The sequence below is a fragment of the Helicobacter pylori genome, assembly GCF_015904775.1.
Taxonomy (GTDB): Bacteria; Campylobacterota; Campylobacteria; order Campylobacterales; family Helicobacteraceae; genus Helicobacter; species Helicobacter pylori_DM.
The window spans coordinates 273,247-298,689 of record NZ_JADZNC010000001.1 but is presented as its reverse complement, the minus strand read 5'-3'; the positions used below and the strand labels follow the sequence as shown (position 1 = coordinate 298,689).

At 38.9% G+C, this 25,443-nt stretch carries 23 protein-coding genes and 1 pseudogene; 3 read left to right on the top strand and 21 right to left on the bottom strand.

Features of this window, described 5'->3' with window-relative positions; all coding sequences use genetic code 11:
- The first annotated feature begins 95 nt into the window (after window positions 1–95).
- A complete protein-coding gene (locus I6852_RS01385; protein ID WP_197291602.1) occupies window positions 96–2,330 on the top strand; it encodes an outer membrane beta-barrel protein in 2,235 nt (744 codons plus the stop codon).
- 16 nt (window positions 2,331–2,346) lie between these two features.
- On the opposite strand, the gene I6852_RS01380 is transcribed toward I6852_RS01385, so the two are convergent.
- The 8 genes from I6852_RS01380 to dnaE all read right to left on the bottom strand — a co-directional run bounded on the left by I6852_RS01380 (window position 2,347) and on the right by dnaE (window position 10,824).
- Entirely contained in the window at window positions 2,347–2,541 is a 195-nt protein-coding gene (locus I6852_RS01380; protein ID WP_197291603.1) for a hypothetical protein, read from the bottom strand.
- 610 nt (window positions 2,542–3,151) lie between these two features.
- Window positions 3,152–4,063, bottom strand: coding sequence for an LPP20 family lipoprotein (locus I6852_RS01375; protein ID WP_128030521.1), 912 nt, complete (start codon window positions 4,061–4,063; stop codon window positions 3,152–3,154).
- Window positions 4,064–4,072: 9 nt separating this feature from the next.
- Complete coding sequence (locus I6852_RS01370; RefSeq protein ID WP_078243215.1) at window positions 4,073–4,414, bottom strand: hypothetical protein; 342 nt, start codon at window positions 4,412–4,414, stop codon at window positions 4,073–4,075.
- A 7-nt stretch (window positions 4,415–4,421) separates the two neighbouring features.
- A complete protein-coding gene (locus I6852_RS01365) occupies window positions 4,422–4,949 on the bottom strand; it encodes an LPP20 family lipoprotein (RefSeq protein WP_000795978.1) in 528 nt (175 codons plus the stop codon).
- Window positions 4,950–4,972: 23 nt separating this feature from the next.
- Window positions 4,973–5,605, bottom strand: a complete 633-nt coding sequence (gene lpoB / locus I6852_RS01360; protein WP_000925186.1) for a penicillin-binding protein activator LpoB — start codon at window positions 5,603–5,605, stop codon at window positions 4,973–4,975.
- Window positions 5,606–6,048: 443 nt separating this feature from the next.
- Window positions 6,049–6,363: a thioredoxin family protein gene (locus I6852_RS01355; protein WP_078272868.1), complete on the bottom strand. Its 315-nt coding sequence runs from the start codon at window positions 6,361–6,363 to the stop codon at window positions 6,049–6,051.
- Window positions 6,364–6,418: 55 nt separating this feature from the next.
- Entirely contained in the window at window positions 6,419–7,207 is a 789-nt protein-coding gene (locus I6852_RS01350) for a pseudouridine synthase (RefSeq protein ID WP_197291604.1), read from the bottom strand.
- Window positions 7,189–10,824, bottom strand: coding sequence for a DNA polymerase III subunit alpha (dnaE, locus tag I6852_RS01345; protein ID WP_197291605.1), 3,636 nt, complete (start codon window positions 10,822–10,824; stop codon window positions 7,189–7,191). The genes I6852_RS01350 and dnaE overlap by 19 nt, the downstream gene beginning before the upstream one ends.
- Window positions 10,825–10,972: 148 nt before the next feature.
- Between dnaE and I6852_RS01340 the strand changes: the two genes are divergently transcribed.
- Window positions 10,973–12,025, top strand: coding sequence for a cytochrome-c peroxidase (locus I6852_RS01340; RefSeq protein WP_197291606.1), 1,053 nt, complete (start codon window positions 10,973–10,975; stop codon window positions 12,023–12,025).
- A 97-nt stretch (window positions 12,026–12,122) separates the two neighbouring features.
- On the opposite strand, the gene I6852_RS01335 is transcribed toward I6852_RS01340, so the two are convergent.
- From I6852_RS01335 to I6852_RS01295, 10 genes and pseudogenes are all read right to left on the bottom strand, one after another.
- Window positions 12,123–13,385, bottom strand: a complete 1,263-nt coding sequence (locus I6852_RS01335) for an HNH endonuclease signature motif containing protein (RefSeq protein ID WP_000528418.1) — start codon at window positions 13,383–13,385, stop codon at window positions 12,123–12,125.
- A 2-nt stretch (window positions 13,386–13,387) separates the two neighbouring features.
- Entirely contained in the window at window positions 13,388–14,341 is a 954-nt protein-coding gene (locus I6852_RS01330) for a DNA cytosine methyltransferase (protein ID WP_150144427.1), read from the bottom strand.
- A complete protein-coding gene (locus I6852_RS01325; protein ID WP_150144425.1) occupies window positions 14,341–15,447 on the bottom strand; it encodes a DNA cytosine methyltransferase in 1,107 nt (368 codons plus the stop codon). The genes I6852_RS01330 and I6852_RS01325 overlap by 1 nt, the downstream gene beginning before the upstream one ends.
- Window positions 15,447–15,770 carry a helix-turn-helix domain-containing protein gene (locus I6852_RS01320; protein ID WP_231626078.1) on the bottom strand — a complete coding sequence of 108 codons (324 nt, stop codon included), beginning with the start codon at window positions 15,768–15,770 and terminating at the stop codon, window positions 15,447–15,449. The genes I6852_RS01325 and I6852_RS01320 overlap by 1 nt, the downstream gene beginning before the upstream one ends.
- Window positions 15,771–15,807: 37 nt before the next feature.
- A pseudogene (locus tag I6852_RS08255) lies at window positions 15,808–15,880 on the bottom strand (type III restriction endonuclease subunit R); the annotation flags it as partial.
- A 115-nt stretch (window positions 15,881–15,995) separates the two neighbouring features.
- Window positions 15,996–16,583: an META domain-containing protein gene (locus I6852_RS01315; protein WP_197291608.1), complete on the bottom strand. Its 588-nt coding sequence runs from the start codon at window positions 16,581–16,583 to the stop codon at window positions 15,996–15,998.
- A gap of 11 nt (window positions 16,584–16,594) precedes the next feature.
- On the bottom strand, window positions 16,595–17,272 hold the full coding sequence (locus I6852_RS01310; protein WP_001202845.1) for a hypothetical protein: 678 nt from the start codon (window positions 17,270–17,272) through the stop codon (window positions 16,595–16,597).
- Window positions 17,273–17,274: 2 nt separating this feature from the next.
- Window positions 17,275–18,090, bottom strand: a complete 816-nt coding sequence (locus I6852_RS01305; protein WP_197291609.1) for an MlaD family protein — start codon at window positions 18,088–18,090, stop codon at window positions 17,275–17,277.
- Window positions 18,075–18,860 (bottom strand): ABC transporter ATP-binding protein, encoded by a 786-nt coding sequence (locus I6852_RS01300; RefSeq protein WP_024114292.1) that lies wholly within the window; start codon window positions 18,858–18,860, stop codon window positions 18,075–18,077. Before I6852_RS01300 ends, I6852_RS01305 begins: the two co-directional genes overlap by 16 nt.
- Window positions 18,860–19,993 (bottom strand): ABC transporter permease, encoded by a 1,134-nt coding sequence (locus I6852_RS01295; RefSeq protein ID WP_197291610.1) that lies wholly within the window; start codon window positions 19,991–19,993, stop codon window positions 18,860–18,862. Before I6852_RS01295 ends, I6852_RS01300 begins: the two co-directional genes overlap by 1 nt.
- 133 nt (window positions 19,994–20,126) lie before the next feature.
- Between I6852_RS01295 and I6852_RS01290 the strand changes: the two genes are divergently transcribed.
- Window positions 20,127–20,822, top strand: a complete 696-nt coding sequence (locus I6852_RS01290; RefSeq protein WP_197291611.1) for an outer membrane protein — start codon at window positions 20,127–20,129, stop codon at window positions 20,820–20,822.
- A 4-nt stretch (window positions 20,823–20,826) separates the two neighbouring features.
- Here I6852_RS01290 and ilvE read toward each other — a convergent pair whose 3' ends face one another.
- From ilvE to polA, 3 genes are all read right to left on the bottom strand, one after another.
- Entirely contained in the window at window positions 20,827–21,849 is a 1,023-nt protein-coding gene (gene ilvE, locus I6852_RS01285; RefSeq protein ID WP_197291612.1) for a branched-chain-amino-acid transaminase, read from the bottom strand.
- 50 nt (window positions 21,850–21,899) lie between these two features.
- Window positions 21,900–22,646, bottom strand: coding sequence for an outer membrane protein (locus I6852_RS01280; protein WP_197291613.1), 747 nt, complete (start codon window positions 22,644–22,646; stop codon window positions 21,900–21,902).
- A gap of 114 nt (window positions 22,647–22,760) precedes the next feature.
- Window positions 22,761–25,442: a DNA polymerase I gene (gene polA, locus I6852_RS01275; RefSeq protein WP_197291614.1), complete on the bottom strand. Its 2,682-nt coding sequence runs from the start codon at window positions 25,440–25,442 to the stop codon at window positions 22,761–22,763.
- Window position 25,443 lies beyond the last annotated feature (1 nt).

Sequence of the window (25,443 nt, the reverse complement as noted above, 5' to 3'; positions counted from 1 at the left end):
TTTCAAAAAGGGGTAAAATAAGCTAGTTTAAAATATATACATACTATCAACTACTTTTGAGTAAAAATATCAAAAAAGACCATTAAGGAGATTTTATGTTAAAACTCGCTAGCAAAACGATTTGTTTGTCCCTAATCGGCTCATTCACCGCTGTAGAAGCCTACCAAAAACACCAAAAAGACGGCTTTTTTATAGAAGCCGGCTTTGAAACCGGGCTATTACAAGGCACACAAACTCAAGAACAAACCATCGCCACCACTCAAGAAAAACCCAAACCAAAACCAAAACCCATTACCCCTCAAAGCACCTATGGGAAATACTACATCTCCCAAAGCACCATTTTAAAGAATGCGACTGAGTTGTTTGCAGAGGATAATATCACCAACTTAACCTTTTACTCTCAAAACCCTGTGTATGTAACCGCTTATAACCAAGAAAGCGCTGAGGAAGCAGGCTATGGTAATAACAGCTTGATTATGATACAAAACTTCTTGCCTTATAACTTGAACAACATTGAGCTGAGTTACACGGACGATCAAGGCAATGTGGTCAGTTTGGGCGTGATAGAGACTATCCCTAAACAATCTCAAATCATTCTGCCCGCAAGCTTGTTTAACGACCCACAGCTTAACGCCGATGGCTTCCAACAACTCCAAACCAACACCACACGATTTTCTGATGCCAGCACGCAGAATCTGTTTAACAAGCTCAGCAAGGTTACAACCAATCTTCAAATGACTTATATCAATTACAACCAATTTTCTAGCGGTAACGGCAGTGGTTCTAAACCCCCATGCCCTCCATACGAAAACCAAGAAAATTGCGTGGCTAAAGTGCCGCCTTTCACCTCTCAAGACGCTAAAAATTTGACCAATTTAATGCTGAACATGATGGCGGTGTTTGATTCTAAATCTTGGGAAGACGCCGTCTTAAACGCTCCTTTCCAATTTAGCGACAACAACCTTTCAGCGCCATGCTATTCTGATTACCTTACATGCGTGAACCCTTACAACGATGGGCTTGTTGATCCTAAATTGATCGCTAAAAATAAAGGAGATGAATACAATATAGAAAACGGGCAAACAGGCTCAGTGATATTAACGCCGCAAGATGTTATCTATAGCTATAGAGTCGCTAATAATATTTATGTGAATCTCTTGCCCACAAGAGGAGGGGATTTAGGGTTAGGGTCTCAATATGGCGGCCCGAATGGCCCAGGCGATGATGGCACCAATTTTGGCGCTTTAGGGATATTGTCCCCTTTCTTAGACCCTGAAATACTATTTGGCAAAGATCTGAATAAAGTCGCCATCATGCAATTAAGAGACATCATCCATGAATACGGGCATACCTTAGGCTATACGCATAACGGGAACATGACTTATCAAAGAGTGCGCATGTGCGAAGAAAACAATGGGCCAGAAGAGCGCTGTAAAGGCGGGAAAATAGAGCAAGTGGATGGGAAAGAAGTGCAAGTGTTTGACAACGGGCATGAAGTGCGAGACACCGATGGCTCTTTCTATGATGTGTGTTCTCGTTTTGGCGGCCAAAATCAGCCCGCTTTCCCTAGCAATTACCCTAACTCCATTTATACTGATTGCTCTCAAGTCCCCGCCGGGCTTATAGGCGTTACCAGTGCGGTTTGGCAGCAACTCATTGATCAAAACGCCCTACCGGTGGATTACACCAATTTGAGCAGCCAAACCAACTATTTGAACGCTAGTTTGAACACGCAAGATTTTGCGACCACTATGCTTAGCGCGATCAGTCAAAGCCTTTCATCTTCTAAATCTAGCGCCACTACCTATCGCACTTCAAAAACCTCACGGCCCTTTGGAGCCCCCCTATTAGGCGTTAATCTTAAAATGGGTTATCAAAAATACTTTAATGATTACTTAGGGTTGTCTTCTTATGGCATCATCAAATACAACTACGCTCAAGCCAATAACGAAAAAATCCAACAATTAAGCTATGGTGTGGGAATGGATGTGTTGTTTGATTTTATCACCAATTACACTAACGAAAAGAACCCTAAAAACAATCTAACCAAGAAAGTTTTCACTTCCTCTCTTGGGGTGTTTGGGGGGTTAAGGGGCTTATACAACAGCTATTATTTGTTGAACCAATACAAAGGGAGCGGTAATTTAAATGTGACCGGTGGGTTGAATTACCGCTACAAGCATTCTAAATATTCTATAGGCATTAGCGTTCCTTTAGTCCAGTTGAAATCTAGGGTCGTTTCTAGCGATGGCGCAACTACCAATTCTATCACCCTCAATGAAGGGGGCAGTCATTTTAAAGTGTTTTTTAATTATGGGTGGATTTTTTAGGGGTTAAAAATTGGCTTTAACTCTCTATTGGCTCTAAAACGCTCTTTTTAGGCTCTCTTGTAGGCGTTTTTAGTTCTGTTTTGCACGTGAGCGTTAGCGTTATAGATCGCTCTTTTTGCTCTCGCATCGCTTGCGTGTTTTCTTTAAGCTCGTTGGAGCTTTTTTCTGTCTCGTTATTTTGTTTCTGTTTTTGTTCTCCTTTCGCATTCAAACGCCCCTTTTTAAGCGTTTGTTTGGTTTAAAATTGCGTTAGCTTTTAAAAAAGTTTGTTAAGTTTGTGGGGCAAAAAGATAGACCCTAGCTTGGGGGTTTGAAAGCCCAAAGTCATTTGGTTTTTTCAAACAATCTCGCTTGTATAGGCTCGTGAAGTACCCAAACGCTAAAGCGATTGGGCTTCCTAGGCTGATGTTGGGGGAAAGTTTGCTTCTCACTCTGTTCCCCTAATCATAGGGATTTTACAGAGTTTGATCTCCAACGCATTCCCTACAGGTCTCACACATCATATCTATAAAGGCGTAACTTTGTGCACTTCCTACGCTAGATACAAATGTATGGGAGTATTATACTACAAAGATGTTTGGGATTTCTGCTTGGGTGGTTTTAAAAAGATTTTAGTTTTTGTTAATTTTAGTTTTTAGCGGGTGTGGTTTTAGAGGAGTTTGTGGGATAAAGAGTATTGAATGATATTTAGTTTATTTTGCAAGAACAAAAGCCATGAATTTCTAGAGGGTTATTTTAATGGGTGCGAAAACGCCACGCCAAACAAAATAATGACACTACAAAACTGAATGAATAAGCATAAAGCAAGATTAATACCTTGCTTATAACCCCGTATTGCCTTGCCCTTCTTTATTGGCATAATCTTTCAGTTCTTTATAAAGCAAAGATTGTAAGCGCGTGATAGCAAAATTCTTATTCTTTTCATCCACTTCAAGGCTTCTATTCAATACGGGCGTGCCTTGACAATCGCTCGCGCTAACAACCACTCTAATGCGCGTGGTACCATTAGCACTGTCTGTGAAAACTTCATTTTTGATTTGATAGAGTTTTTCTTCATCGCTAGGGGTTAGCACTCTAGCATAAGCGCTTATGAGAGCGTTTTTAATCTCTGTATCGCTGTTGTTATCAAAAGTGATTTGCACTTTAGGTTTGAAAGCGTTTTGGTAATAGATTTTTTCATAATTTTCTAACGAACCCACCGGGACAGAATACGCTTTTAAAATCCTTTCTATAGGCATCGCTTTAGCCAACAAATCCCCCATGTTCTTAGATTGCTGTAAAAAAACCCCTTTACAAACCTTAGGCATTAAGGTGGAAAACTGCCCATAAAGAGCGTTATACTTATCCCTTAAACCCTGCAAAAACAAGTTTTGATTAATCCTTACTCTGGTGTAGTAGATCCCTTTTTGCGCTTCTTGATTGACAATCTCTACATTATTCAATTCCAAGTCATCGGTTTTTAAGTTAATCGTTTGCGAATCACTGGATTTTAACTTATTATCCACACGACTTTTTTGGATATGGATTTGGGAATTAACCACCACGCTAATAGACGCCACTAAATCCGCTAACGCTTTTTGTTTAGAAGCCTCTTTAGAAGTGGCTGAACCACTCCCATAAAGATAGCCTTTTTGGGTGTTTGTTTTGTTATAGGCCTTGCTATACCACTTAGGCTCTGCACTTAAATTGGCACCCACAAAAGCCATAAGGCATGCAAGAATAATCTTTTTCATTATTAATCCTTACTCATTCATTAAAGCGACATGCTTCTTAGTGATTCTTAGAAGCACATAAACTTTATCCGTATCAATAAAAGTGGCCTTTAGCTCACTAGCCTTAATCTCTATTTTATCCCCCTTGAAAGCTTCCATCACTTTCTCTAAGGCGTTTTGTCTGGCTGAGGACAAGCTATAATCTATATCTGAAAGCAATATATCGCTCATCCCACACACTAAAATTTTTTCGTCTTTGGTTTGGGTCTTTTCAATCTGCACTTCTTTTGAGCAATCCCTAGCCCATTTAGGCAAGGACTTCCCCCACGCCACTCCCAACACCAAAACAAGCGCAATAGCAAGGCGTTTCATTAAAACCCTACTTTTTAACCATGCCTAACTCTTCGCGCACTTTATCCACAATTTGCTTATCCAAGCCCACTAAAACAAAAACCCTATCTTTACCGACATAGCGGGCGAGCATTTTAGAAGCGATCAATTCCTTATCCACCAATTGAGAAATTTTTTCAGTATCAGTGCCGCTTATGGACCTTTTACCAGAAGCGTCTACCGTTCTAGTTTTTTCATTTTCCAAATCTTTTTGCAAAGTGGATTTTAAATTCGCCGCTAAATTAGCCCTAGCTTTCGCTGTAGCCTGGTTAGTAGAATAATCCACATCATTATTGGTGATCAAATCTTCAGCCCTTCCTAAAAAGACCCCTGAATATTTTTCATACTTCGCCACTTTTTCCAAATCCCCTACAACCCAATCAGGAGCGCCTTTAGTCGCTTCTTTGTATGCCTTATTGCTTTTGCTGATACCTGATTTTGGGGCATGGCTACAACCTACAATCACCATCGCTGCTACCACACTCATTCCTAAAATTTTTTTAACTTGATTTTTCATCGCTCATCCTTTCAAATATAAATTTAAAACATACGCTTATTGCTAGCATTTTTCACAATAGGCTTAACATCGCTCCATACCTCTTCACCCGTTTTCCTGTTGGTAAGGCTTAGGGTGAAGTCATAGTCCAAGCGCTGCCTAGAACTACTAATAGAGGCTGCGATACTAGATACTTTACCACTTAAAGATAAATCAGCGGCTTTCAAAGTGCCTTTTTCTACAGTGGTGTCTTGATTATACTCTTCGCTCTCTCGTTCTTTTTCGCGCTGTTTCACCATTCTGCTGTCCGCTGCAATGCCACTCCCTCCGCTCGCCCTTGTGATATTGAACCTCCCATTAGATCGCAACCGCAACTGCCGCGCGATTTCAGTCGTCAAAAGATTCATGTCCAAATTGGGCTGCGTGGTGTCGTTAATCACATCTGAAACTTCAATCAAATGCTTGCCCTTGAGTTGCTCAAAATTAGGGTCGCTAAACATGGAATCTAACATCGCGTTAGCGGTTAGCAATAAATCCGTGCTATTAATGCTTGCAGTCGTATTTTTAGTGGCATCATTCACATTTTGATAAGTTGCCATTTCGCTTGAGCAACCCACCCACAATAAAGCACTCAAAATCACCGAGCTTATAATTTTTAATTTTGTTTTCAATAACATAATGATAGAAACTCCCTATTCAAAATTTAAAACAGATACATCTGTTTCTAATTTTAAACTTCTAATCTAAACACATCGTCAGTGTTTTTGCGGATTTTAGCATTTTATGCGTCTTTTTTTTCACATTTTACAAGTTTTAGCCCTACAAATTTCACACTGCAAGCATTAATACCACAAATTCGCTCATTCTTATCTTAATTAAAGAAACTTTTTTAACAAACATGCTTATTTAAAACTTATTTAAAAACGATAAAAAACGATTTTTTAGGATAAAGAGACAATATAAGAGACAATATAAAAGCTATTTGAAGTTAGCCCCCTATCAAAAAAGGGGCTAAAAAAAGGGACTATAGAAAAAAAGACCAAATAAAAAAAGAGTTAAAAGATTTTTAAACTCTTATTTTTACAATAAGGCTCTTTGATAACGCCCTTTATGATACCCCTTACAATAACGCTTTTAGAGCGTCTTCAATCGGTTTTTGAGAGCTAGGTTCTACAAGCCTTTCACCCACTTCTTTGGCGTTTTTGTAAAAAATCAAAGTAGGGATCTTGCGAATGCCTAAGCTCTCTTTTAAATCCTGGCTCTCATCAAAAGAAACCTTAAAAAATTCCACCTTGCCTTTGTAAGTTTTGGCTAAATTTTCCATGATCGGCTCAATCTTCTTGCAATCCGGACACCAGCTCGCCCCCACATTAACCACTACCGCTTGATGAGCGATTTTTTCTGCGTAATTCTTCCCGTTAATCACTTCTAACATGATAATCCTTAATTTTTATTTCCCCCAACCGCCGAAGTATAGCGCAACTCGTAAGCTAATTCTCTTTAACATTAGCCCTATTAGCCATAAACGCATGCAGTTCGTTGTATTCTTGGCGGTTTAAAAAACGCATTTTCCCTACCGGCAAGGCATTCAAATTCACAAAACCATAACGAACGCGCCTTAAATCCAACACTCCAGCGTTAAAAAACGCAAAAAAACGCCTCAATTCTCTGTTTTTTCCCTCATTGATGATGACTCTCAGTTTAGAGTATTTGGCATGGTTTTTGATGATTTCATAACCAACAAAGGGGGCAAATTCCATGCTTTTAATGGGGGTTTTTTGGTGCGCTCCCTTAGTGGCGTTTTCTAATTTCAAGCCCTCTTGCATGGCGTTTTCTATCTCTCTTGTAACAAAGCCTTGAATTTTAACAAGATATTCTTTTTCTAAATTCGCATGCATTAAAGCGCTCACCACCGCCTTACTATCGCTTAAGAGTAGCACCCCCTCACTCGCAAAATCCAAACGCCCCACCGGCGCAAAATGGGCGTATTTTTTCTCCAAGCTTTCATAAATCACGCGCCGTTTTAAGGGATCGGCCTTACTCACTAGTTCGCCCTTTGGCTTGTGATAGACCAGCACGCTGAATTTTTTGTTTTTTAAGGGCTTGATGAGTCGTTTGTCTAAAAACACCTTGTCGTTTTCTTTAACCACGCTAGCGAGTTTGGCATGCTCATGATTGATTTTCACCCGCCCTTCTAAAACCAATTTTTCGGCTTCTCTGCGCGAGTGCTTGGTGTAATGGGCTAAAAACTGGTTGATCCTCAAGCTAAATCCCTCCACTCTAATTCTTTAAAATCGTCCTTGATCTTTTCATTCACCATTAGATCGCTTTGGATTTTGAATTGCTTATCCTTATCTTTGATGATCAAATACAAGGGGCGTTTGCCCTGGTGTTTCAGAGCGCTCTCTTTGATTTGTCTTAAAAACTCTTTTTTCACATCGTTTTCTAACACGATCGCTAAAGAGCAAGAGCTAGAAGCGAGCATTTCCATGGGGGGGATTTCGCGCACGTCTTCTTTTTGCTTTTCAGGGTCTTTATAGCGGGCTTTAGGGATTTTAACCTCCCTAGCGCTCTCTAAATCCAAGATTTCAAAAAGCCTCAATCGCGCCACTTCTTCTTGCTCTTCAATCTTGCATTTAAACACTAAAGGCTTATTAATATCCAACTCTTCTAAGGCGTTCAATTGCTTTTCAAAAAGCATGAGTTCAAACTTGCCGTATCTATCCAAAATGTCCGCTGTGCCATAAGGCTTACCGCTTCGTTTGCCAATTTTCTTTTTGACTTCCATGATTTTGCCCAGCAAATAAGCCTGCGAGCCGATTTCTAACTCTTCAATATCAATGCTTTTGACTAAATTTTTAAAGCCCTTAATCTCTTCTTTAAACTCGTCTAAAGGGTTGCCTGAAACATGGATGCCTAAAGTCTCGTATTCGCATTCTAAAAGCGTTTTAGCGTCATGCTCGCCCAAATCAGTCATGTCCAAAACAACCTGCTCTTTAATTCCGCCTTCCATCGCCCCAAAAAGGGAATTATCCCCTTGCATCATTTCATTAGCCTTGTCTTTAGCGCGCCCCGCATCACAGATCAAATCCAAGTTAGCGAGCATGGTTTTTCTAGTGTAGCCTAAATTATCCAAGCTCCCTGATTTCACCAATGGCTCTAAAGATTTTTTAGTGAGTTTAGAAAAATCCACCCGTGAAATGAAATCTTCCAAACTCTTATAATCCCCTTTAGCCCTTTCTTCAATGATGTTTTTAATCGGCTCACCCCCAACCCCTTTAACCGCTCCTAAACCAAACACGATTTTCTTTTCTAACTCGCCTTTTTGATTTTTAAACTCCGCCACGCTGAAATCTTGCATAGAAGAATTGATGTGTGGGGGCATCACTTCAATTTCTAAAGCCCTGACCTCATCAATATAGCGCGCCACGGATTCAATCTTATTGGATTCGCTAGTGAGCATCGCTGCCATGAACTCATGCTTGTAATAAGTCTTTAAATACGCCGTTTGGAAAGTGATCATCGCATAGGCGGCCGAATGCGATTTGTTGAAACCATAGCCGGCAAATTTAACGATCAAATCCCACAAATTAGCCGCTTTTTGGCCATCATGCCCTAAATTTTTAGCGCCTTCTACAAACTTGGCCTTATTATCTGCCATGATTTGAGCGTCTTTTTTCCCCATAGCGCGGCGGATGAGATCCGCTTCACCCAAACTGAAACCACCAATAGTTTGCACGATTTGCATCACCTGCTCCTGATAGACGATCGTGCCGTAAGTGGGCTTTAAAATCGGCTCTAATTCTTTAAACGCATAAGCGATAGGCTCAACGCCATGCTTTCTATTGACAAAATCATCTACCATGCCTGATTCCATAGGCCCCGGTCTCCCTAGCGCGATAATGGCGATAATGTCTTCAAAGCTTGAAGGCCTTAAGCGCTTGTTAAGCCCTTGAAACATTCCGGATTCAATCTGGAAGATCCCCACCGTATCCCCGCTTTGGATCGTTTTATACACTTTCGGATCGTCCATATCCAATGATAAAAAATCCACGCTAATTTTATGCTGCGTTTTAATGATTTTAAGCGCATCATCAATCACGGTCAAGGTTTTAAGCCCCAAGAAGTCAAACTTGATCAAATCCACCGGCTCTAAATACTTCATGGAATATTGCGTAACGATACCGCCGGTTTTTTCAGAGGCAAACAAAGGGGTTTTGTGCCACAACTCTTTTTGGCTATCCACCACTAAGGCTGCGGCATGCACGCCTGCGTTGCGGTTTAAATTCTCTAAATTGAGCGAATACTCCCACACTTGTTTGGCTAATTCATTACTCTCTACTAATTCTTTGATTTTAGGCTCTAATTCCCACGCTCCCTCGATGAACTCGCCATTTTTTTCATAACCCTTAAGCGTGATGCCTAAGCGATTAGGGATGAGTTTGGCAAAATCATCGGCTTCTTTATAAGGCATGTCCAAAACCCTTGCGACATCTCTGATCACGCCTTTAGCCAACATTTTATTAAAGGTGATGACTTGAGCCACATTGTATTTGCCGTATTTTTCAATCATGTATTCTATGATTTCCTTACGCCGGCGCTGGCAAAAATCCGTATCAATATCAGGCATGCTGATTCTTTCAGGGTTTAAAAACCTTTCAAAGAGCAAATCGTATTTCAAAGGGTCAATATCCGTGATTTTTAGTGCAAAAGCCACCAAACTCCCGGCCGCGCTCCCCCTACCAGGCCCCACAGGAATGCCCATTTCTTTAGCGTAACGGATAAAATCCCACACGATCAGCATATACCCCGGGAATTTCATGTTTGTAATGACTCCAATTTCTTTTTCTAGCCGCTCTTTGTATTGATCATGTTTTTCTTTCGGCACTAAAATTAAGCGCTCTTTCAAGCCTTCTCTAGCCTTATAGGCGAAATAAGAAGCGTCATCTTCAAAATCCAGCCCCTCATTTTGAGCGTAAGCTTTGGTGAATTTGAAGCTTGGGGGGGTTGGGGGGTTCTTTTTATCGTCTTTTAAATCAATCTCTAAAACGCATTTATCAGCGATTTCTTGGGTGTTTTCTAAAGCTTCTGGAATATCTGCAAACAGCTTCGCCATTTCTTCAGGGGATTTAATGTAAAACTCATGCACGGAGTGTTTCAAGCGCCCCTTATCGTTTAGGGTTTTACCCATCGCTACGCACATCGCCACTTCTTGAGCCTTAGCGTCATTAGGCATGGTGTAGTGGGTGTCGTTGGTGGCAATGATTTTTAACCCTGTTTCTAAAGACATTTTAATGACTTGCTCATCAATGAATCGCTGATCTAAAATGCCATGGCGCATGATTTCTAAATAAAAATCGTCTTCAAAAATCTCTTGGTATTCGCAAGCGATTCTTTTAGCTTCATCATAGCCTTTAGCCCCATACTTGCGGTTTCTCTCATTATGAGTATTCAAATGGTAATTGACTTCCCCTTGCAAGCACGCACTAGAAGCGATAATGCCCTTAGAATGCTCCCTTAGAAGCTTTTTATTGATGCGCGGGAAGTAATAAAACCCCTCTAAATACGCCATAGAGCTTAAGAACATCAAATTTTCATAGCCCTCTTGGTTTTTAGCGAACAGGCACAAATGGAAGCGTTGCTTGGTTTCTTTGCTAGAGAGGTTGTCATCATTATGGATATACGCTTCCATGCCGATGATAGGCTTGATGCCTTCTTTTTTCATGCTCGTGTAAAAATCAATCGCTCCAAACATGTTCCCATGGTCGGTTACGCTCACGCTTTTCATGCCCAATTCTTTAATGCGTTTGGCCAAGATTTTAATCTTGTTCGCCCCGTCTAAAAGCGAATATTCTGTGTGCAAGTGCAAATGCGTAAAAGCTTTATTCTCTTTCATCTTATAACCCTTATTTGGATTTAACGCCATTATACCTATCGCTCTTTAAAAAACTCTTTATCGGATCGTTTAGTGGTGAATTATTTTAAAATAGTGGTTATAATAAGAAAGTTTTGTCTTATTTTTAATACTATTTTAGGAGTTCATCATGAAAAAATCCATTTTATTGGGCGTTTGCTTGGCTTTTTCTTGCGTTTATGCTTTAAGCGATATGGATTTGATTAAAAAAGCGAAGGAAAGCCAATTAGAACCCATGCCTATGGGCAAAGCGCTCAAAGAATACCAGATCAAAAAAACCAGAGATGTGGGTATTGGCGCTAAAAACAGCGAAATCATGACCTCCGCTCAAGTGGAATTAGGCAAAATGCTCTATTTTGACCCTAGGATTTCCACTTCCTATCTCGTGTCTTGCAACACATGCCATAATTTGGGCTTAGGCGGGGTGGATTTAGTCCCAAGTGCGGTAGGCTCTCAATGGAAGAAAAACCCCCACCTTTTAAGCTCCCCAACGGTGTATAACTCCGTGTTTAACGATGTGCAGTTTTGGGATGGTAGGGTTACGCATTTAAACGAACAAGCGCAAGGGCCCATCCAGTCTTCTTTTGAAATGGGGGCTGATCCCAAAGTGGTGGTAGAAAAAATCAATTCCATGCCAGGCTATGTCAAGCTCTTTAGAAAAGCTTATGGCTCTAAAGTCAAAATTGATTTTAAATTGATCGCTGATAGTATCGCTATGTTTGAAGCCACGCTTATTACCCCAAGCCGTTATGACGATTTTTTAAGAGGTAATCCTAAAGCGCTCAGCAAAGCCGAAAAAGAAGGGCTGAATTTATTCATTTCTAAAGGCTGTGTGGCTTGCCATAACGGCATCAATCTTGGGGGAACGATGCAGCCTTTTAGGGTGGTCAAACCTTATAAATTCGCTAATGTAGGCGATTTCAAAGGCGATAAAAACGGGCTTGTGAAAGTGCCTACTTTAAGGAATATCACCGAAACGATGCCCTATTTCCATAACGGGCAATTCTGGGATGTCAAGGATGCGATTAAAGAAATGGGCTCTATCCAGTTAGGCATTGAAATCAGCGATGAAGAAGCGAAAAAAATTGAAACTTTCTTTGGAGCCTTAAGGGGTAAAAAACCTAAAATACTCTATCCAGAACTCCCTGTAATGACAGACAAAACCCCTAAACCCTCTTTTTGATTTTAAAAAGTCCTTTTAAGGGGGCTTTGATTATGAAAACTCTAGGGTCAAAACAACTTAAACTCTAAAAGCCTTAAGTTATCTTGATTTATCATAATTATCTTTCTTTAGCCTTTCTTTCTTGTTCTTTTTCCTCAAAAATTTTTCTATGATACGCCAAATATTGCATTCTTCTATCATTTAATATATCTTTAAAAATGCCGTTATTTAGATTAAGTTGCGATTTGAGTTTGTGGTTATTTTCCAATAGATAAGAGAATTTTAATTGCTTGTTTTCATCAATAGTAATAAAATGTTTATCAAATAAAGCGTCTGCATTAGCGACTAACAATAAGCCATTATTAATATCGTATTTTTCTTCTTCATCGCAATCGCTATAGCCTTTAATATGTGATGCTCTGAATAAAGTTTTCATATCATCAAAATCAGCTTCAATATAAGTTAATGGGCAAAAAATAGACCTATCTATCGTAGTGTAATTCATCATCTCGAACGCCAACGCTTCTCGCCATTTGTTTTGGTGTTGTCGTTGTATCTTTTCTTCTTGAAATAGAGTGGATTTTTTAGTGGCTAGATTATTTTCTCTTTTGAGTTTTTGCTCTTGATAAATTTGCCATTTAGAATTAGTTACTCCTAAAAGGCTAAAAAATAAAGGATTTCTAAAAGGCATAATAAATAAATTCTTTTTCGTTTGAGTTTTTTCTATCAAAAGATACAGTAAGTCATTCTTAAATAGGTTGTGTCGCAATTTGTCAAATTCTACATCTTCAGCCATACCTATGCCATGCACAGCTTGACGGAGTTCTATAGGCGTAAAATCTTGATTATTAAGGATCGGATACGACATGGTATTGGCGTTAAATTGTTTAGGGTTAAAATTTTTATGGAGTTTTTCAAAGATTTTTAAAGTGTCTTTAAAATGGAAGTTCTCTAAAACATCATTGACTAAAAACACTTTAGCATAATCGTTGATTTTAATGTGGTCCTCTCTTGTAACTTTGCGTTTTTTAACGCTATCTCTAGGATTTGGCATATCCAAATCTTTCCAAAATCTTATGGACATGCCAATATTAGATTGTTTAGCAACTTCAAACTTTCTATTTTCTCGTTGCTCTATCTCTTGCATTTCTTTTGTGCTTAAATAATAGAGTAAATTTTTATCCAAACTTTCATCATTTTTCATTTTGGCAAAGTTAGGCAAATCTGAATGGCTTAACATTTTATAGTAGAGAATATACTCACTGCTTCTATATTTATCCATATAATCATATAAAGATTGAGACTTATCAACAATGATTTCTTGAATTTCCTCAAAATTTTCCACTCTATAGATGTTTTTCTTTTGCTTAGAATTACCCATTTTTAACCCTTTTTTAAAAATAATTCACAATGTTTTTTAATCGCTTTAGCTAGAGCGAAGCTTACATTCACACTGACTGCATTACCAAATTGCTTATAGCTTTGAGTGTCAGAGACAACTTGTTTGAAATTGCTAGGAAACCCTTGTAATTTTCTAGCTTCATTAGGGGTTAGACGCCTAATAATAGAGTAATTATTGTCTTTATAGCGTTCCCAATTTTTTAAATCCGTGTAGTAGTTATCTTGACTAGCTCTGTGGCATTTATGCATAGTAGCTGTGAGGGTTTTTGCAATGGGAGTATCTATGCTAGGCTCTACAATATAGCCTTTTGTCCCTTTTCCTAAAATGGTTTTAATCATTTTTTGAGAGATGAAATATTTTAATTCCACTTGTTTGTCTAATAAGTCTAAAGCGCTTATTTTACAAGGGATTTTTGCAGGAAAAACAAATTCTAGATTTGTGAAACTATTTTTTCTTAAGGCAACAATAAATACACGATTGCGCTGTTGAGGGATACCAAAATCTAGGGTATTTAAAATATCGTAATTAACTTGATAATCAAGCTCATTCAATTCAAAAAGGATGCGTTTAAAACTCTCCCCCTTATTGTGATTGATTAAATTTTTAACATTTTCTAAAACAACAATCTTAGGTCTATGTTTTTTAATGATTTCACAAATAGTGAAAAATAAAGTTCCCCTCTTATCTTCAAAACCTTGCAAAGAACCTAAAGTGGAAAAAGGCTGACAAGGAAAACCACCTATTAAAATATCATGCCCACAAATATGGTCTTTTTCAATTTCAATATCACCTAAGATAATATTTTGTCCTATATTAGCTTTATAAGTCTCTACTGCATGCTTATCAAAATCATTCGCCCATACAATTTCAAAGCCATTTTGTATAAACCCTAAATCAATCCCTCCAATACCACTAAACAAACTTGCAATTTTCATCAAATAACCTTAATGATTTCTTTAATTAGGGCGATTAAGACATCTACTACAATAGAATTGCCTGCCTGTTTGTATCCTTGAGCTTTAGAAACGACAATTTTATAATCATCATCAAAGCCCATAAGCCTATGAGCTTCTCGCACGCTTAAAGAACGCACTCTATCATTAGTGGTAACATAATTGTTCACGCTTGAGCGGTGGTGGTTTCCCATAGTAGAGAGCAAAGCTCTTGCGATAGGCAAATCAATTTTAGCATCAGCATGATAGAAGTTTTTTGTGCCTGCACTCAAGCAGTATTTAAGAAGTTTCTCACTTAGAAAATACTTTTCATCCACTAATTCCCCACCCAAAAAGGACTTGGTATCTAAAATAGCGTTTTTGCTCAATAAATTCCCCTCTTTAATATTGTCTTGCAATAAATCTTGCATAGTGATAGTGAGTTCTTTAGGACTAGGGAATGTAAAATTAGCGCATTTTTCTTGTTCTTTAAAACCCACCAAAAATAAACGCCTACGCCCTTGTGGAATGCCATAATTTCTCGCATCTAAAATTCCATACTTATAATGATAATCCAAACTCTCAAAAGCTTTTTGGATTACTTCAAAAGTTTTCCCTTTATCATGCCTTAGCATCCCATAGACATTTTCAAAAATAAAAACCTTAGGCTTGATTTCATTTAGCACTCTAATATAATCATAAAATAAAGTGCCTCTAGTGTCTTCCAATCCTAGTTTATTCCCAATACTTGAAAAACTCTGGCATGGACTACCACCCACTAAAATATCCACTTTACCTATGAAGTCTGTGCCATCAAGCAACTTAATATCTTGAAAAAAACAATCATTTTGAATAGTATAGTTAGCTAAATAAGATTGTTTAACGAAATTAGTTTTTCTGCTATGTTGTTTATAGAGATTATTTGTGTAATTTTTCTTTTCTTTTATACTAGAAAGACTTTTGATTTTATTTAATTCTGCATCATAATCTAATTTTAAATCAATATTTCCATTATCACAAGCAAATAAAATTTCATGTTCTAAATCTAGACGCTTTAAAGCCCATTCAAACGCTCCTATACCACTAAATACACTAGCTACTTTTAGCATTAAACCAGTGCAAACCTATTTGTTTCATTTAATCTCAATTGAAACCCTAGAGAGTTTAAAACTAAAAAGAATACTTTAGTGCAAGGATTTTTCTTAATTTTAAATTCCCTATAAATACAACTTCTATTCAAAGTCGTTTCTTTAGCAATATTATCAAAGCCTTTGGATTTGACCAATTGGTATAAAGCAGTGCAAAATTCATCTGTTTTTTCTTTTTGAATCAATTCATTGAGATACAACAATACTTCTTCTTTAGTGGTCAAGTAATAAGCTACTTTAGTGTCTAATTGTTTTAATTTGATAGGTTTCAAGTTTTCCCTCATTTTGCTCTTTATGGTGTGCGTAATCTTTTGCTATAGATTAGGGGTAACTTTGAGTAAATAGATCTTGCATAAAATCCCTTGAGTGAAAAGTTAAAAAAATTATAGCGTAAAATTTATGTTCAAATTATTGATTGTAAAAAATGCTTTTAGCATTTTTTAGATTTTATGACTAACATTCCATTGGATCAAAACAAAAACCCCTATATTACAACACAAAACATAAACTCATGGCGTTTTCAAATAAATTTTCATTTTTTGGTTGTCTAAAATGAGCGTGTCCTTGCCCTTAGTTACCGTAAAATTACCCTTAAAATTCTCCATAAATTCTAATTCAAACGCCATTAAATGCTCATCTTTACACACTTTTCTTGAAATCCCGCTATCTTCAATCCCAATGTGCCTATCGCCCTGCCATACATAGCTGGCAAAATACCGGTTGCAATAGCCTTTCCCATAAATACGATTTTCTTTTTGATCAAACACAAACTCTCCCATAGAGTTTTTGGGCTTTGGCTTCTTTTTAAAAAGCTCATACCAGTGTTTTCTTTTTTCTTTTTGCTCTTGCTCTTTGGCTTCAATCGCTATTTTATCTTCAGGCAAAGCGGTATTTAGAGAGGGATCTTGCTCTTCTTCATGCTCTCTAAAAGCGCTATCAGCGAGCATGGTTTCAATGTCATAGACTTGATGGTTCATTTCTACTTTTTGGATATGCCAATCGTTGCTAGAAAGTTTTTTATCAAACATTTTTAAAAAAAAACACCCCGAAAAGACACAAGCCGTTAAAACGCTTGCTCCAGCCAATCGTAAATTCAAACAATTCCTCCTTATTTTTTTAATGGGCTTACGCTTTGCGCTTCAATGGCTTTTTTAATCAAAGAAATCGCTTCTTGCATCGCTTGCACGCTTACATGTTGGAGGGATTGTATCGCGCTTTCTTGAAAATCTTGATTGCCATTTTTACTCGTTTTGGTCGTTTTATTTTCCAAGCTAGAAATATTTTCATGCTTAATGATCACTCCAGAATGCGAATCGCCTTTCACGCTAATATCATAGCCTAGCGCAAATTCCGCCCTATAGGTAGAATTTTCTTTTTCTAAAAGAGAAAACGATAAAATCGTAAAACGAACCGCATAAGTGGGCGCGCCCGCACCATAAGGGGGCAAAGCCACGCCTAAGCATGCTTTTTGCGCTTCTTGCATGAACATGGTTTTTAACATGTTGCGAGGCAAGTCTATCCATTTTTGGTGCTTCCCATGCGTGATCTGCCCGTCTTGCGCTTTAAAAACGATCTCTTTAGTGTTGAATAAATCCGCACTCAAAATACTAATGAGCCTCACTTCAGTCAAAGGTTTAGGGCATTGCGTGATTTCAAAAGAACTCGCATTCAAATCATAAGTTCTGATCTCTGGCAGCATTTGTTTTAAATTGATGCTCAAGCAACCCTGAAGCAATAGGGCTAATGCTGATGAGAGTGAAAAGATTTTTATCGCCGTAGCTCTCATGATTATTTCCTTTCTCCAAAAATCGTTTTATAGGGGTTAGCGTCAAATTTGTCTATCAAAGCAGAGCCTTTTTCCACAAAATTATCAATGTTTCTTAAGCTCAACTGCGCTTGCATGATTAAGGGAGTGAACATCGCCTTAAAGTCGTATTGCCCCTGTTTGACGCGCTTATCCACATCTAAAGCCACATTATTGACATTAGAAACAAGGTTGTTAGCGTTGTTGATCAAAGAATCAAATTGAGTCTTTCTTGAATCCAAGTTAGCGATGAGATCATCTACTGAAGCGAGAATGTGCTTGAATTTTTCCACATTTTCATCGTCTAAAATCCTATTCACATTCCTAATCGCTTTCATCACTTCTTGCACCACTTGATTAGCATCACCGCTCAAGCGATCCATAAGCCCTTCTTTAAAGATTAAAATCCGCTCTCCCTTATCGCCACTACCATAAAATTCTTCATTGTGGCTTTGCTCTAAGGCTAAAAATTTTAACCCCATAAACCCTCTAGAAGAAACCGCCACTTTGGAGTCTTTACGGATCTTAACGCTGGATTTAATCATCAAATCCAAACGGACCACCCCCACTTTATCCTTTGTAAAACCCACCTTGATGACATTACCCACTTGAATCCCTTTGTAATTAATGGGCGAGTTGGTCGCAATGCCTCCCAAGTCTTTGTCCGTATAGACCACATATTCATAATACTTTCCGTCATCTAATCCCAAATGGCCTAGCCATAAAATAAAGCCTACCATGCACACTAAGCATAAAAAGAAGAGCCCGCCGATTAAAGTGTAATTCACATGCCTTTCCAAAATTTCTCTCCTCGTGTTGAATTGAATAAATTGCCTTCATCTAGCCCTTGAGTTTGAGCTTTTTTGATAAAATCTTTTAAATCCCCATTAAACTCTAATAGCCCGTCTTTGAGCATGATAAACCGATCCACGCAATCATGCACGGAGTCTAAATCATGCGTAATCATCACCACCGTAAGCTGCAAGCTCTCTTTGAGCGTCATGATCAATTCGTCAAATTTGCCCGCGCTATAAGGATCTAGCCCGCTTGTTGGCTCATCTAAAAATAAAATCTCCGGATTAGTCGCCATAGCCCTTGCTATACCCACGCGCTTTTTCATCCCCCCACTCAATTCATAGGGGTAAAGGTGGTAAGCCCTAGGGGGCAAACCCACTTTTTCAATCCACATTTTAGAAATTTCTTCAACAATTTTTTTAGAATAAGCGCCGTATTGCTCTAGCATCACGCCCACATTTTCTAAAACCGTTAAAGAGCTATAGAGCGCGCCAAACTGGAAGCAAATCCCGCAGCGGTTAAAAATCTTTTGCTGCTCTCTTTCTTTGAGTTTCCATATATCTTCCCCAAAAAGCAACACTTCCCCCTTTGTAGGGCGATTGAGCAAGATCATGCACCTTAAAAGCGTGCTTTTACCGCTCCCTGAACCCCCTAAAATCGCCATCACTTCGCCCTTATGCACGCTAAAACTCACGCCCCTATGGATAATGGTGCTTCCAAAAGCGCTATGGAGATCCTTCACTTCAATTAAGACTTGATTGTTAGTAGCACTCATCATATATTCAACTTAGAAAAGAGAATAGAAAAAACAGCGTCTAAAAAAATGATCCAAAACAAAGCGTTCACGACGCTAATGGTGGTCAAGCGCCCAATGCTCTCGGTATCCCCCTTGACTTCAAACCCGCGCATGCACCCCACCATCGCAATCGCAAACCCCCAAAAAGGGGCTTTGACAATCCCTACCAAAAAATGATTCCAGCCCACTGTGTCATGCAGTCTATCTATATAACTCGGGAAGCCCAAATCCAATTGGTATTTAATCGCAAACATGCCCCCAAGAATGGCGAACGCATCAGCGATAAACACCAATAAAGGCAAAACAATCACTAAGGCTAACACCCTAGGCAACACTAAAAATTCAAAAGGGTTAAAGCCCATGGTTTTCATCGCATCCAATTCTTCAGTGATCTTCATCACCCCAATTTGGGCGGTAAAACTGCTCGCGCTCCTCCCGGCCACCACGAGGGTTAAAATGAAAGGGCCGATCTCTCTTAAAGCGAGTTTAGCCGTCATTTCCACCGACATTAAAGGCGCGCCCATGTCTTGTAATTGTAAAGCCCCTTGTAAAGCAACGGCAAACCCCACGATAAACACCGTTAAAATACTCACCGGCAAAACCTTAAACCCGGATTCATTAATATGATAGAGCAAAGGAGTGATGCAAAAGCGTTTGGGGTTGAAAACGCTTTTAATGAAGTAAAATAAAATCATGCCGCAAAAATTGAACGCGTTTAAAAAGGTGTTATAAGTTTCTACGATACTCTTACCCAATTTAGTGATCATGAGTTCGTATTTTTTGCCCGCTTTTTTAGATTCCAAATCGTCTTCTTTTTCAAGCCAGTCTTTAACCACTTTCAAAGCACAAGCGTTATTCTCGCTCACATTACACAATTCAATGTTTAAAGAACGCTCCTTGATGAGATCAAATAAAAACATGCCAAAAACAAAATCTATTTTTTGGCACCCTGAAAAATCCATTCTTAAAGACCCTTGATGATCCAATAAATTTTTTTTCAACTCATCTAAACGAAACACGCTCGTTCTAAAATCCCAATCCCCTCTTAAAATCAGCACAGAGTTAGCCCCATCTTTACGCATCTCTAAAAATTTTTGTTTCTCTGTCTTCATTAAAATACATTCTCTCTTAGATTAGGTAAAATCTATTAACAAAATTTTGTTTGTTAAAACGACTATTTTAACACAATGATAAACCAAAAAGTTAAACAACATTCCGTTTAATAAAGGATTAATTATTTTTAAAATGTTTAAAAAAATCATTTTTTTGTGCGTTTTTTTGATAGGGGGATTTGTCATTCCACCCCTTGATGCCATGCCTATTTTGCGCAATAAAACCCCCAAAAAAAATTACCAAGAAGCCCATGAAAAGCTCTATAGAAGCATCATTAACCGCCAAAAACTCACACGTAAAAAAAGCGGGTGGTATTTTTTAGGGGGGGTTGGCGCTGTAGAAGCCATTAGAGACTATCAAGGCAAGGAAATGAAAGATTGGATCGCCACGCTCAATTTAAAAACCGGCGTGCAAAGTTTTTTTAAAAAATACATCGGGATTAGGGGGGTTTTTGCATGGGATCTTGGGTCAGGAAAAGTGAATTACCAAAGCCATAAAGATCCTACCAACTCTTTTTTTACCATGCTTGCGGTGGGTTTGGATGTGATTATGGAATTCCCTTTAGGGAGTTATAAGCATTATTTGGGGGCGTTTGGGGGAGCTAGGGGGGCTTTAGTCGTTTATACAGACAAGCAAAATTTCAAGTTTTTTAAACATTCGGTGGTTTCAGGGGGCTTAGCGATTAATGGGGGGGTTATGCTCACGCTTTTTTTAAGACACCGCATTGAATTAGGGTTTAAAATCTTACCCACCGCCAGATTGCTTTCTAGCTCCAAACGCTTTGAGACTTCGCCCTTATTTTATGCGGCATACAGCTATAAATTTTAACCTTTTAGCCAACTTCAAAAATCCAATCTTTGGGGGCTTCTTGTTCGCCTTGTTGGATGGATAAAAGCAAGTCATAGAGTTGTTTAGTAATATGGCCCGGTGCTTCAAAAAAATAAGACTTGTTGTTATGTGCGATTTCTTTAATGGGCGTAATGATTGCGGCTGTCCCACACGCTCCGGCTTCTTTAAACGCGCCCAACTCATCCATTAAGATTTCCCTCTCTTCTGTGTTCAGGTTCAAATATTCTTTAGCCAAAACCATCAAACTTTTTCTGGTAACGCTTGGTAAAATGCTTGGCGAATGCGGGGTGATAAAGGCATTATCATGCGTGATGCCAAAAAAATTCGCCGCCCCCACTTCTTCAATTTTAGTGTGCGTGGCAGGATCTAAATAAATGCAATCATCATAGCCTTGCTCTGTAGCCATTTTATGGGCTAACAGGCTTGCAGCATAATTCCCCCCCACTTTCACCCCACCGGTGCCTTTAGGCGCGGCCCTATCAAAAATCGTAGTGATAAACCTAGCCCCTCCTTTTTCTATACCCCCCTTAAAATACGCCCCCACCGGTGCGCAAAACACGACAAAAAGGTATTCATTAGCCGGCTTTACCCCCAAATTATCCCCCACGCCTATGACAAAAGGGCGCAAATACAAACTCGCCCCGCTTTTATAAGGAGCGAGCCATTTTTGATTCGCTTTGACTACTTCAGCGCATGCCCTTAGAAACAGCTCTTCGCTCACTTTGGGCATGAGCAGTCTTTCGCATGAAGTTTGCAAGCGTTTGGCGTTTTCTAAAGGGCGAAAAAGTAAAGCTTTCCCCTTTTGAGAGCGGTAAGCCTTCAAGCCTTCAAAACAAGCCTGCCCGTAGTGCAAGACCGGCGAGCCTTCGCTGAGCTGTAACACATTTTCGCTCACCAATTCGCCTTGCGACCACGAGCCGTTTTTATAAGTAGCGATAAAGCGGAAATCCGTTTTAATGTAGCTAAAGCCTAAATTTTTCCAGTCTAAATTCTCTAAATTTGGCATTTCACACCTTTAAATGGATAGTTTCAGGTGTGATTGTATCTAAAAAGGGGTTAAAAATCCCTCAAGTAACTGATTTGAAACGCATAAACTCTGCGCACATCAGCCTGCAAGGTGTATCCCTTTTCGTTGGTGATAGAGAAAAGCCGGTGCGTGATCGTAGGCACTTTAATCCCTAATTCCAAACTATTGTGTTTAGCGATATGGGTGCGGATCCCAAACTTCCATAAAAACTGGAAATTCGCCGGGCTATAACTGGAATTGCTGTGGTGCTTTGCATAATGAGCGATCTCTTTACTGATGCTCGTTGCCCAACTATCCCCAGCCAATTGGATCCCCACCACAAAACCAAAAACCATGTTTTCTTTATTCACAAAATTCCACAGCGTATCTAGCCCCACACCATAAGTGAATAAATTGACATAGTATTGCCCTTGATAGGAATCCCTTTCGGTTAAAGTCGTCCCTCCAAAACTAAAGCTATTGTAAATAAACCCGCTCTCGCCCACCGGAATACCCTTTTTCATCACGCCAAAGCGGTTGTGTGCGTAGTCAAAAAACCCATAATAACGCGCACCAAACCATTTTTTCTTGCCAAAAAATTGCTTATAGCCCGCTTCAAAACCCGCTCCTGCGTAAGGCGGGAACTTTATCAAAGGCTTTTGCAAGCCGTTGTCATTCACCATTTTAGTCTGATTTTGTATCATGCTCACCTGGTAATTGACTCCCACAAAAGCCGCGCTCTCTTCAGCGCTCGCTAAAACACCCAAAGCCCCTAATAATATAATTCTTTTCAGCATTCAGTCTTTTCCCTTTATTTTTTGATAACCACTTTATATTATATTAGCTTAACATGGTTAAGTATTACTTATAAAGAAATAATAATATATTTTTTCTTAAACTCAATTAAAAAACTAACCTTTTAGTTCATTCCAACGCTTAGCTACAAACGCGCTCGTTTCTAGCGGCACCCTCAAAGGATACACTTCATCATTAAGAATGCGTTGGATTTCTTGCTGCAACTCTGAGGCGTTTTTTTCTTCAATCTCAAAAATCAATTCGTCATGCACTTGTAAAAGCAGCCTCACTGAAGGGTTATTTTTGAAACGCTCGCTCACTTTGAGCATGCCTAATTTCAATAAATCGCTCGCGCTCCCTTGAAAAATCGCATTCACGCCCTCTCGCAAATAATTGCCCTTGATGTAATCATTCACGCCATTAAAATCAAACACCCGATAACGCCCAAGCAAAGTGAAGGCTTTAGAAGTTTTTAAAATCTCTTCTTTCATGCGGTTTAAATAATCTTTGATGCTAGGGAATCGTTTGAAATACGCTTCTATGTAGCTTTTAGCCTCATTTAAAGAGATGTTTAAAGTTTCGCTCAATTTCTTACTCCCCATGCCATACACCAGCCCAAAATTAATGCTTTTAGCGATGGATCGTTTTTCTTTGGCCAAATCTCCACCAAACAACGCCTTAGAAGTTTCTAAATGGATGTCTCGCCCCTTTAAAAACGCCTCCATTAAATCCTTATCCTGGCTGAAATGGGCTAATAAGCGCAATTCAATCTGCGAATAATCCACCCCTAACAAACAATATTCTTTAGAGCTAGCAATAAAGCCCTTACGAATGAGTAAGCCTTTAGGCGATCGCACCGGGATATTTTGCAAATTAGGCGAATGCGAGCTTAAACGCCCGGTAGCTGTGCCGGTTTGGATGAAAGTGGTATGGATTTTATCGTCTTTGTCTTTTAGGCGCAATAAGGGGGTGGTATAAGTGTTAAAAAGCTTATTCAATTCTCGGTATTCTAAAATCAAAGGGATGCTTGGGTGCTTGTCTAGGATTTTTAACAAGTTTTTTTCATCGGTAGAGTGGCTTTTATTTTTAGGAGGCCCTAATTTTTCATACAAGACTTCGCCAAGTTGCTTAGGCGAATTGAGGTTAAAATCCACGCCGATTAGATCCAAAATTTGGCGCTCTAAAACTTTTAATTCATCTTTAAACTCCTGCTCTAAGCACTTGAAATAAGGCGCATCAATCTTAAAGCCTTGAAATTCCATGCCCATTAAAACTTTCACAAACGGCGTTTCAATGTCTCTAGCCAAAGTGAGCAAACCCTCTTCTAGCCCCCCTTTTTCAAAGTATTCGCACAAACGCTTTAAAGCGTTTAATTCCAAACTCAATCGCTCTAATTTTTCCGCCTTGCTTGTTGTTTTAAAATCTTTGATTTTTTCATGCGGGATTAAATCTTCTTTTAAGTATTCCTTTAAAACCTCATCAAACCCCACTTTTTCCGGATTCTTTAAAAACGCTAAAATTTGAGTGTCCTGGATGCGGATATTTTCCAAAGACACCTGGTATTTGGCTTTTAAAAAGCTCAATAAGGGTTTTAAATCATGCCCAATGATTTGCGCATGCTGTAAGATTTGAGAAAAAGCGTTTTCTAAAAACTCTAAAGAAAAGGGCGAAAATAACGCCTCTTCTAAAGGTAAAAAATAGCCTTGATCTTGTAATAAAAACGCTAGGGCCAGAATTTTTTTGTCTTTATCTAGCACCAAGCGCATAAAAACCCTAGTGTTAGGGTTTTCTAATTTTTCTAAAAACATGCTAAAAGATGCGGCACTTTCTAAAACGATCATGCGCGATTTTTTAGTGGCGTTGTCTAAGGCGGGGGCGTTTTCTAATATAGGGGCGTTTTCTAAAATTAAGGGCGTAGGGGAATTTTCTAAATCCCTTAAAGTGGAAATAAAACCATATTCTTTCAATTCGTCTTTAATTTTCAATAAGGGGTTTTCGCTAGGAAAAGCGCAACTTAAAAAATCAAATTCTTTAATGCATTCTCTTTCTAAAGTGGCTAATTCTTTGCTTAAAAACGCGCTCTCTTTGTCGTCTATAAGGGCTTGATACATTTTAGGGCTGAGTAAATTTTTCGCCAAGTCTAAATTTTCATAGATTTTTTCCAAACTCCCCAATTGCTGTAACAATTCCTTAGCGTTCTTGCTCCCAATGCCTTTAACCCCCTTGTAATTATCGCTGCTATCCCCCACAATGCCCTGATAATCCGTGAATTGACTCGGCAAAATCCCGTATTTTTCCACGCAATCTTTCGCCAAAAACTCCGTTTTGCCATCAAAAAGCGCGATCTTATCGCTCAAAAGCTGGTTAAAATCCTTATCTTTAGAATAAATGCGCGTTTTATAAGGGCTTAGCGTGGCTAGAGTGGCGATCACATCATCAGCTTCAAACCCTCCCACTTCCACGCAAGTAAAACCCATTTTTTGCAACCATTCTAAAGCGATAGGGATTTGTAAAAGCATCTCTTTAGGGGCGTCTTTGCGATTTTGTTTGTATTCGCCCAATTTTTCAGCTCTTTTAGTTTTAGTCTGGCTTTCTAGAGCGAACACGATAAAAGGCATGTTTTTTCTGTCTTTATAAAATTTTTTAACCATGCCCACAAGCCCCGTTAAAAGCCCTGTAGGAAAGCCCTTATCGTTCGTTAAAGGCTTATTTTTAGCGCTCATGTAATAGCTTCTAAACAAATACGCAAAAGTATCAATTAAAGCTAAAGTCCCCTCTTTAATGACTGGCTGCTCCATT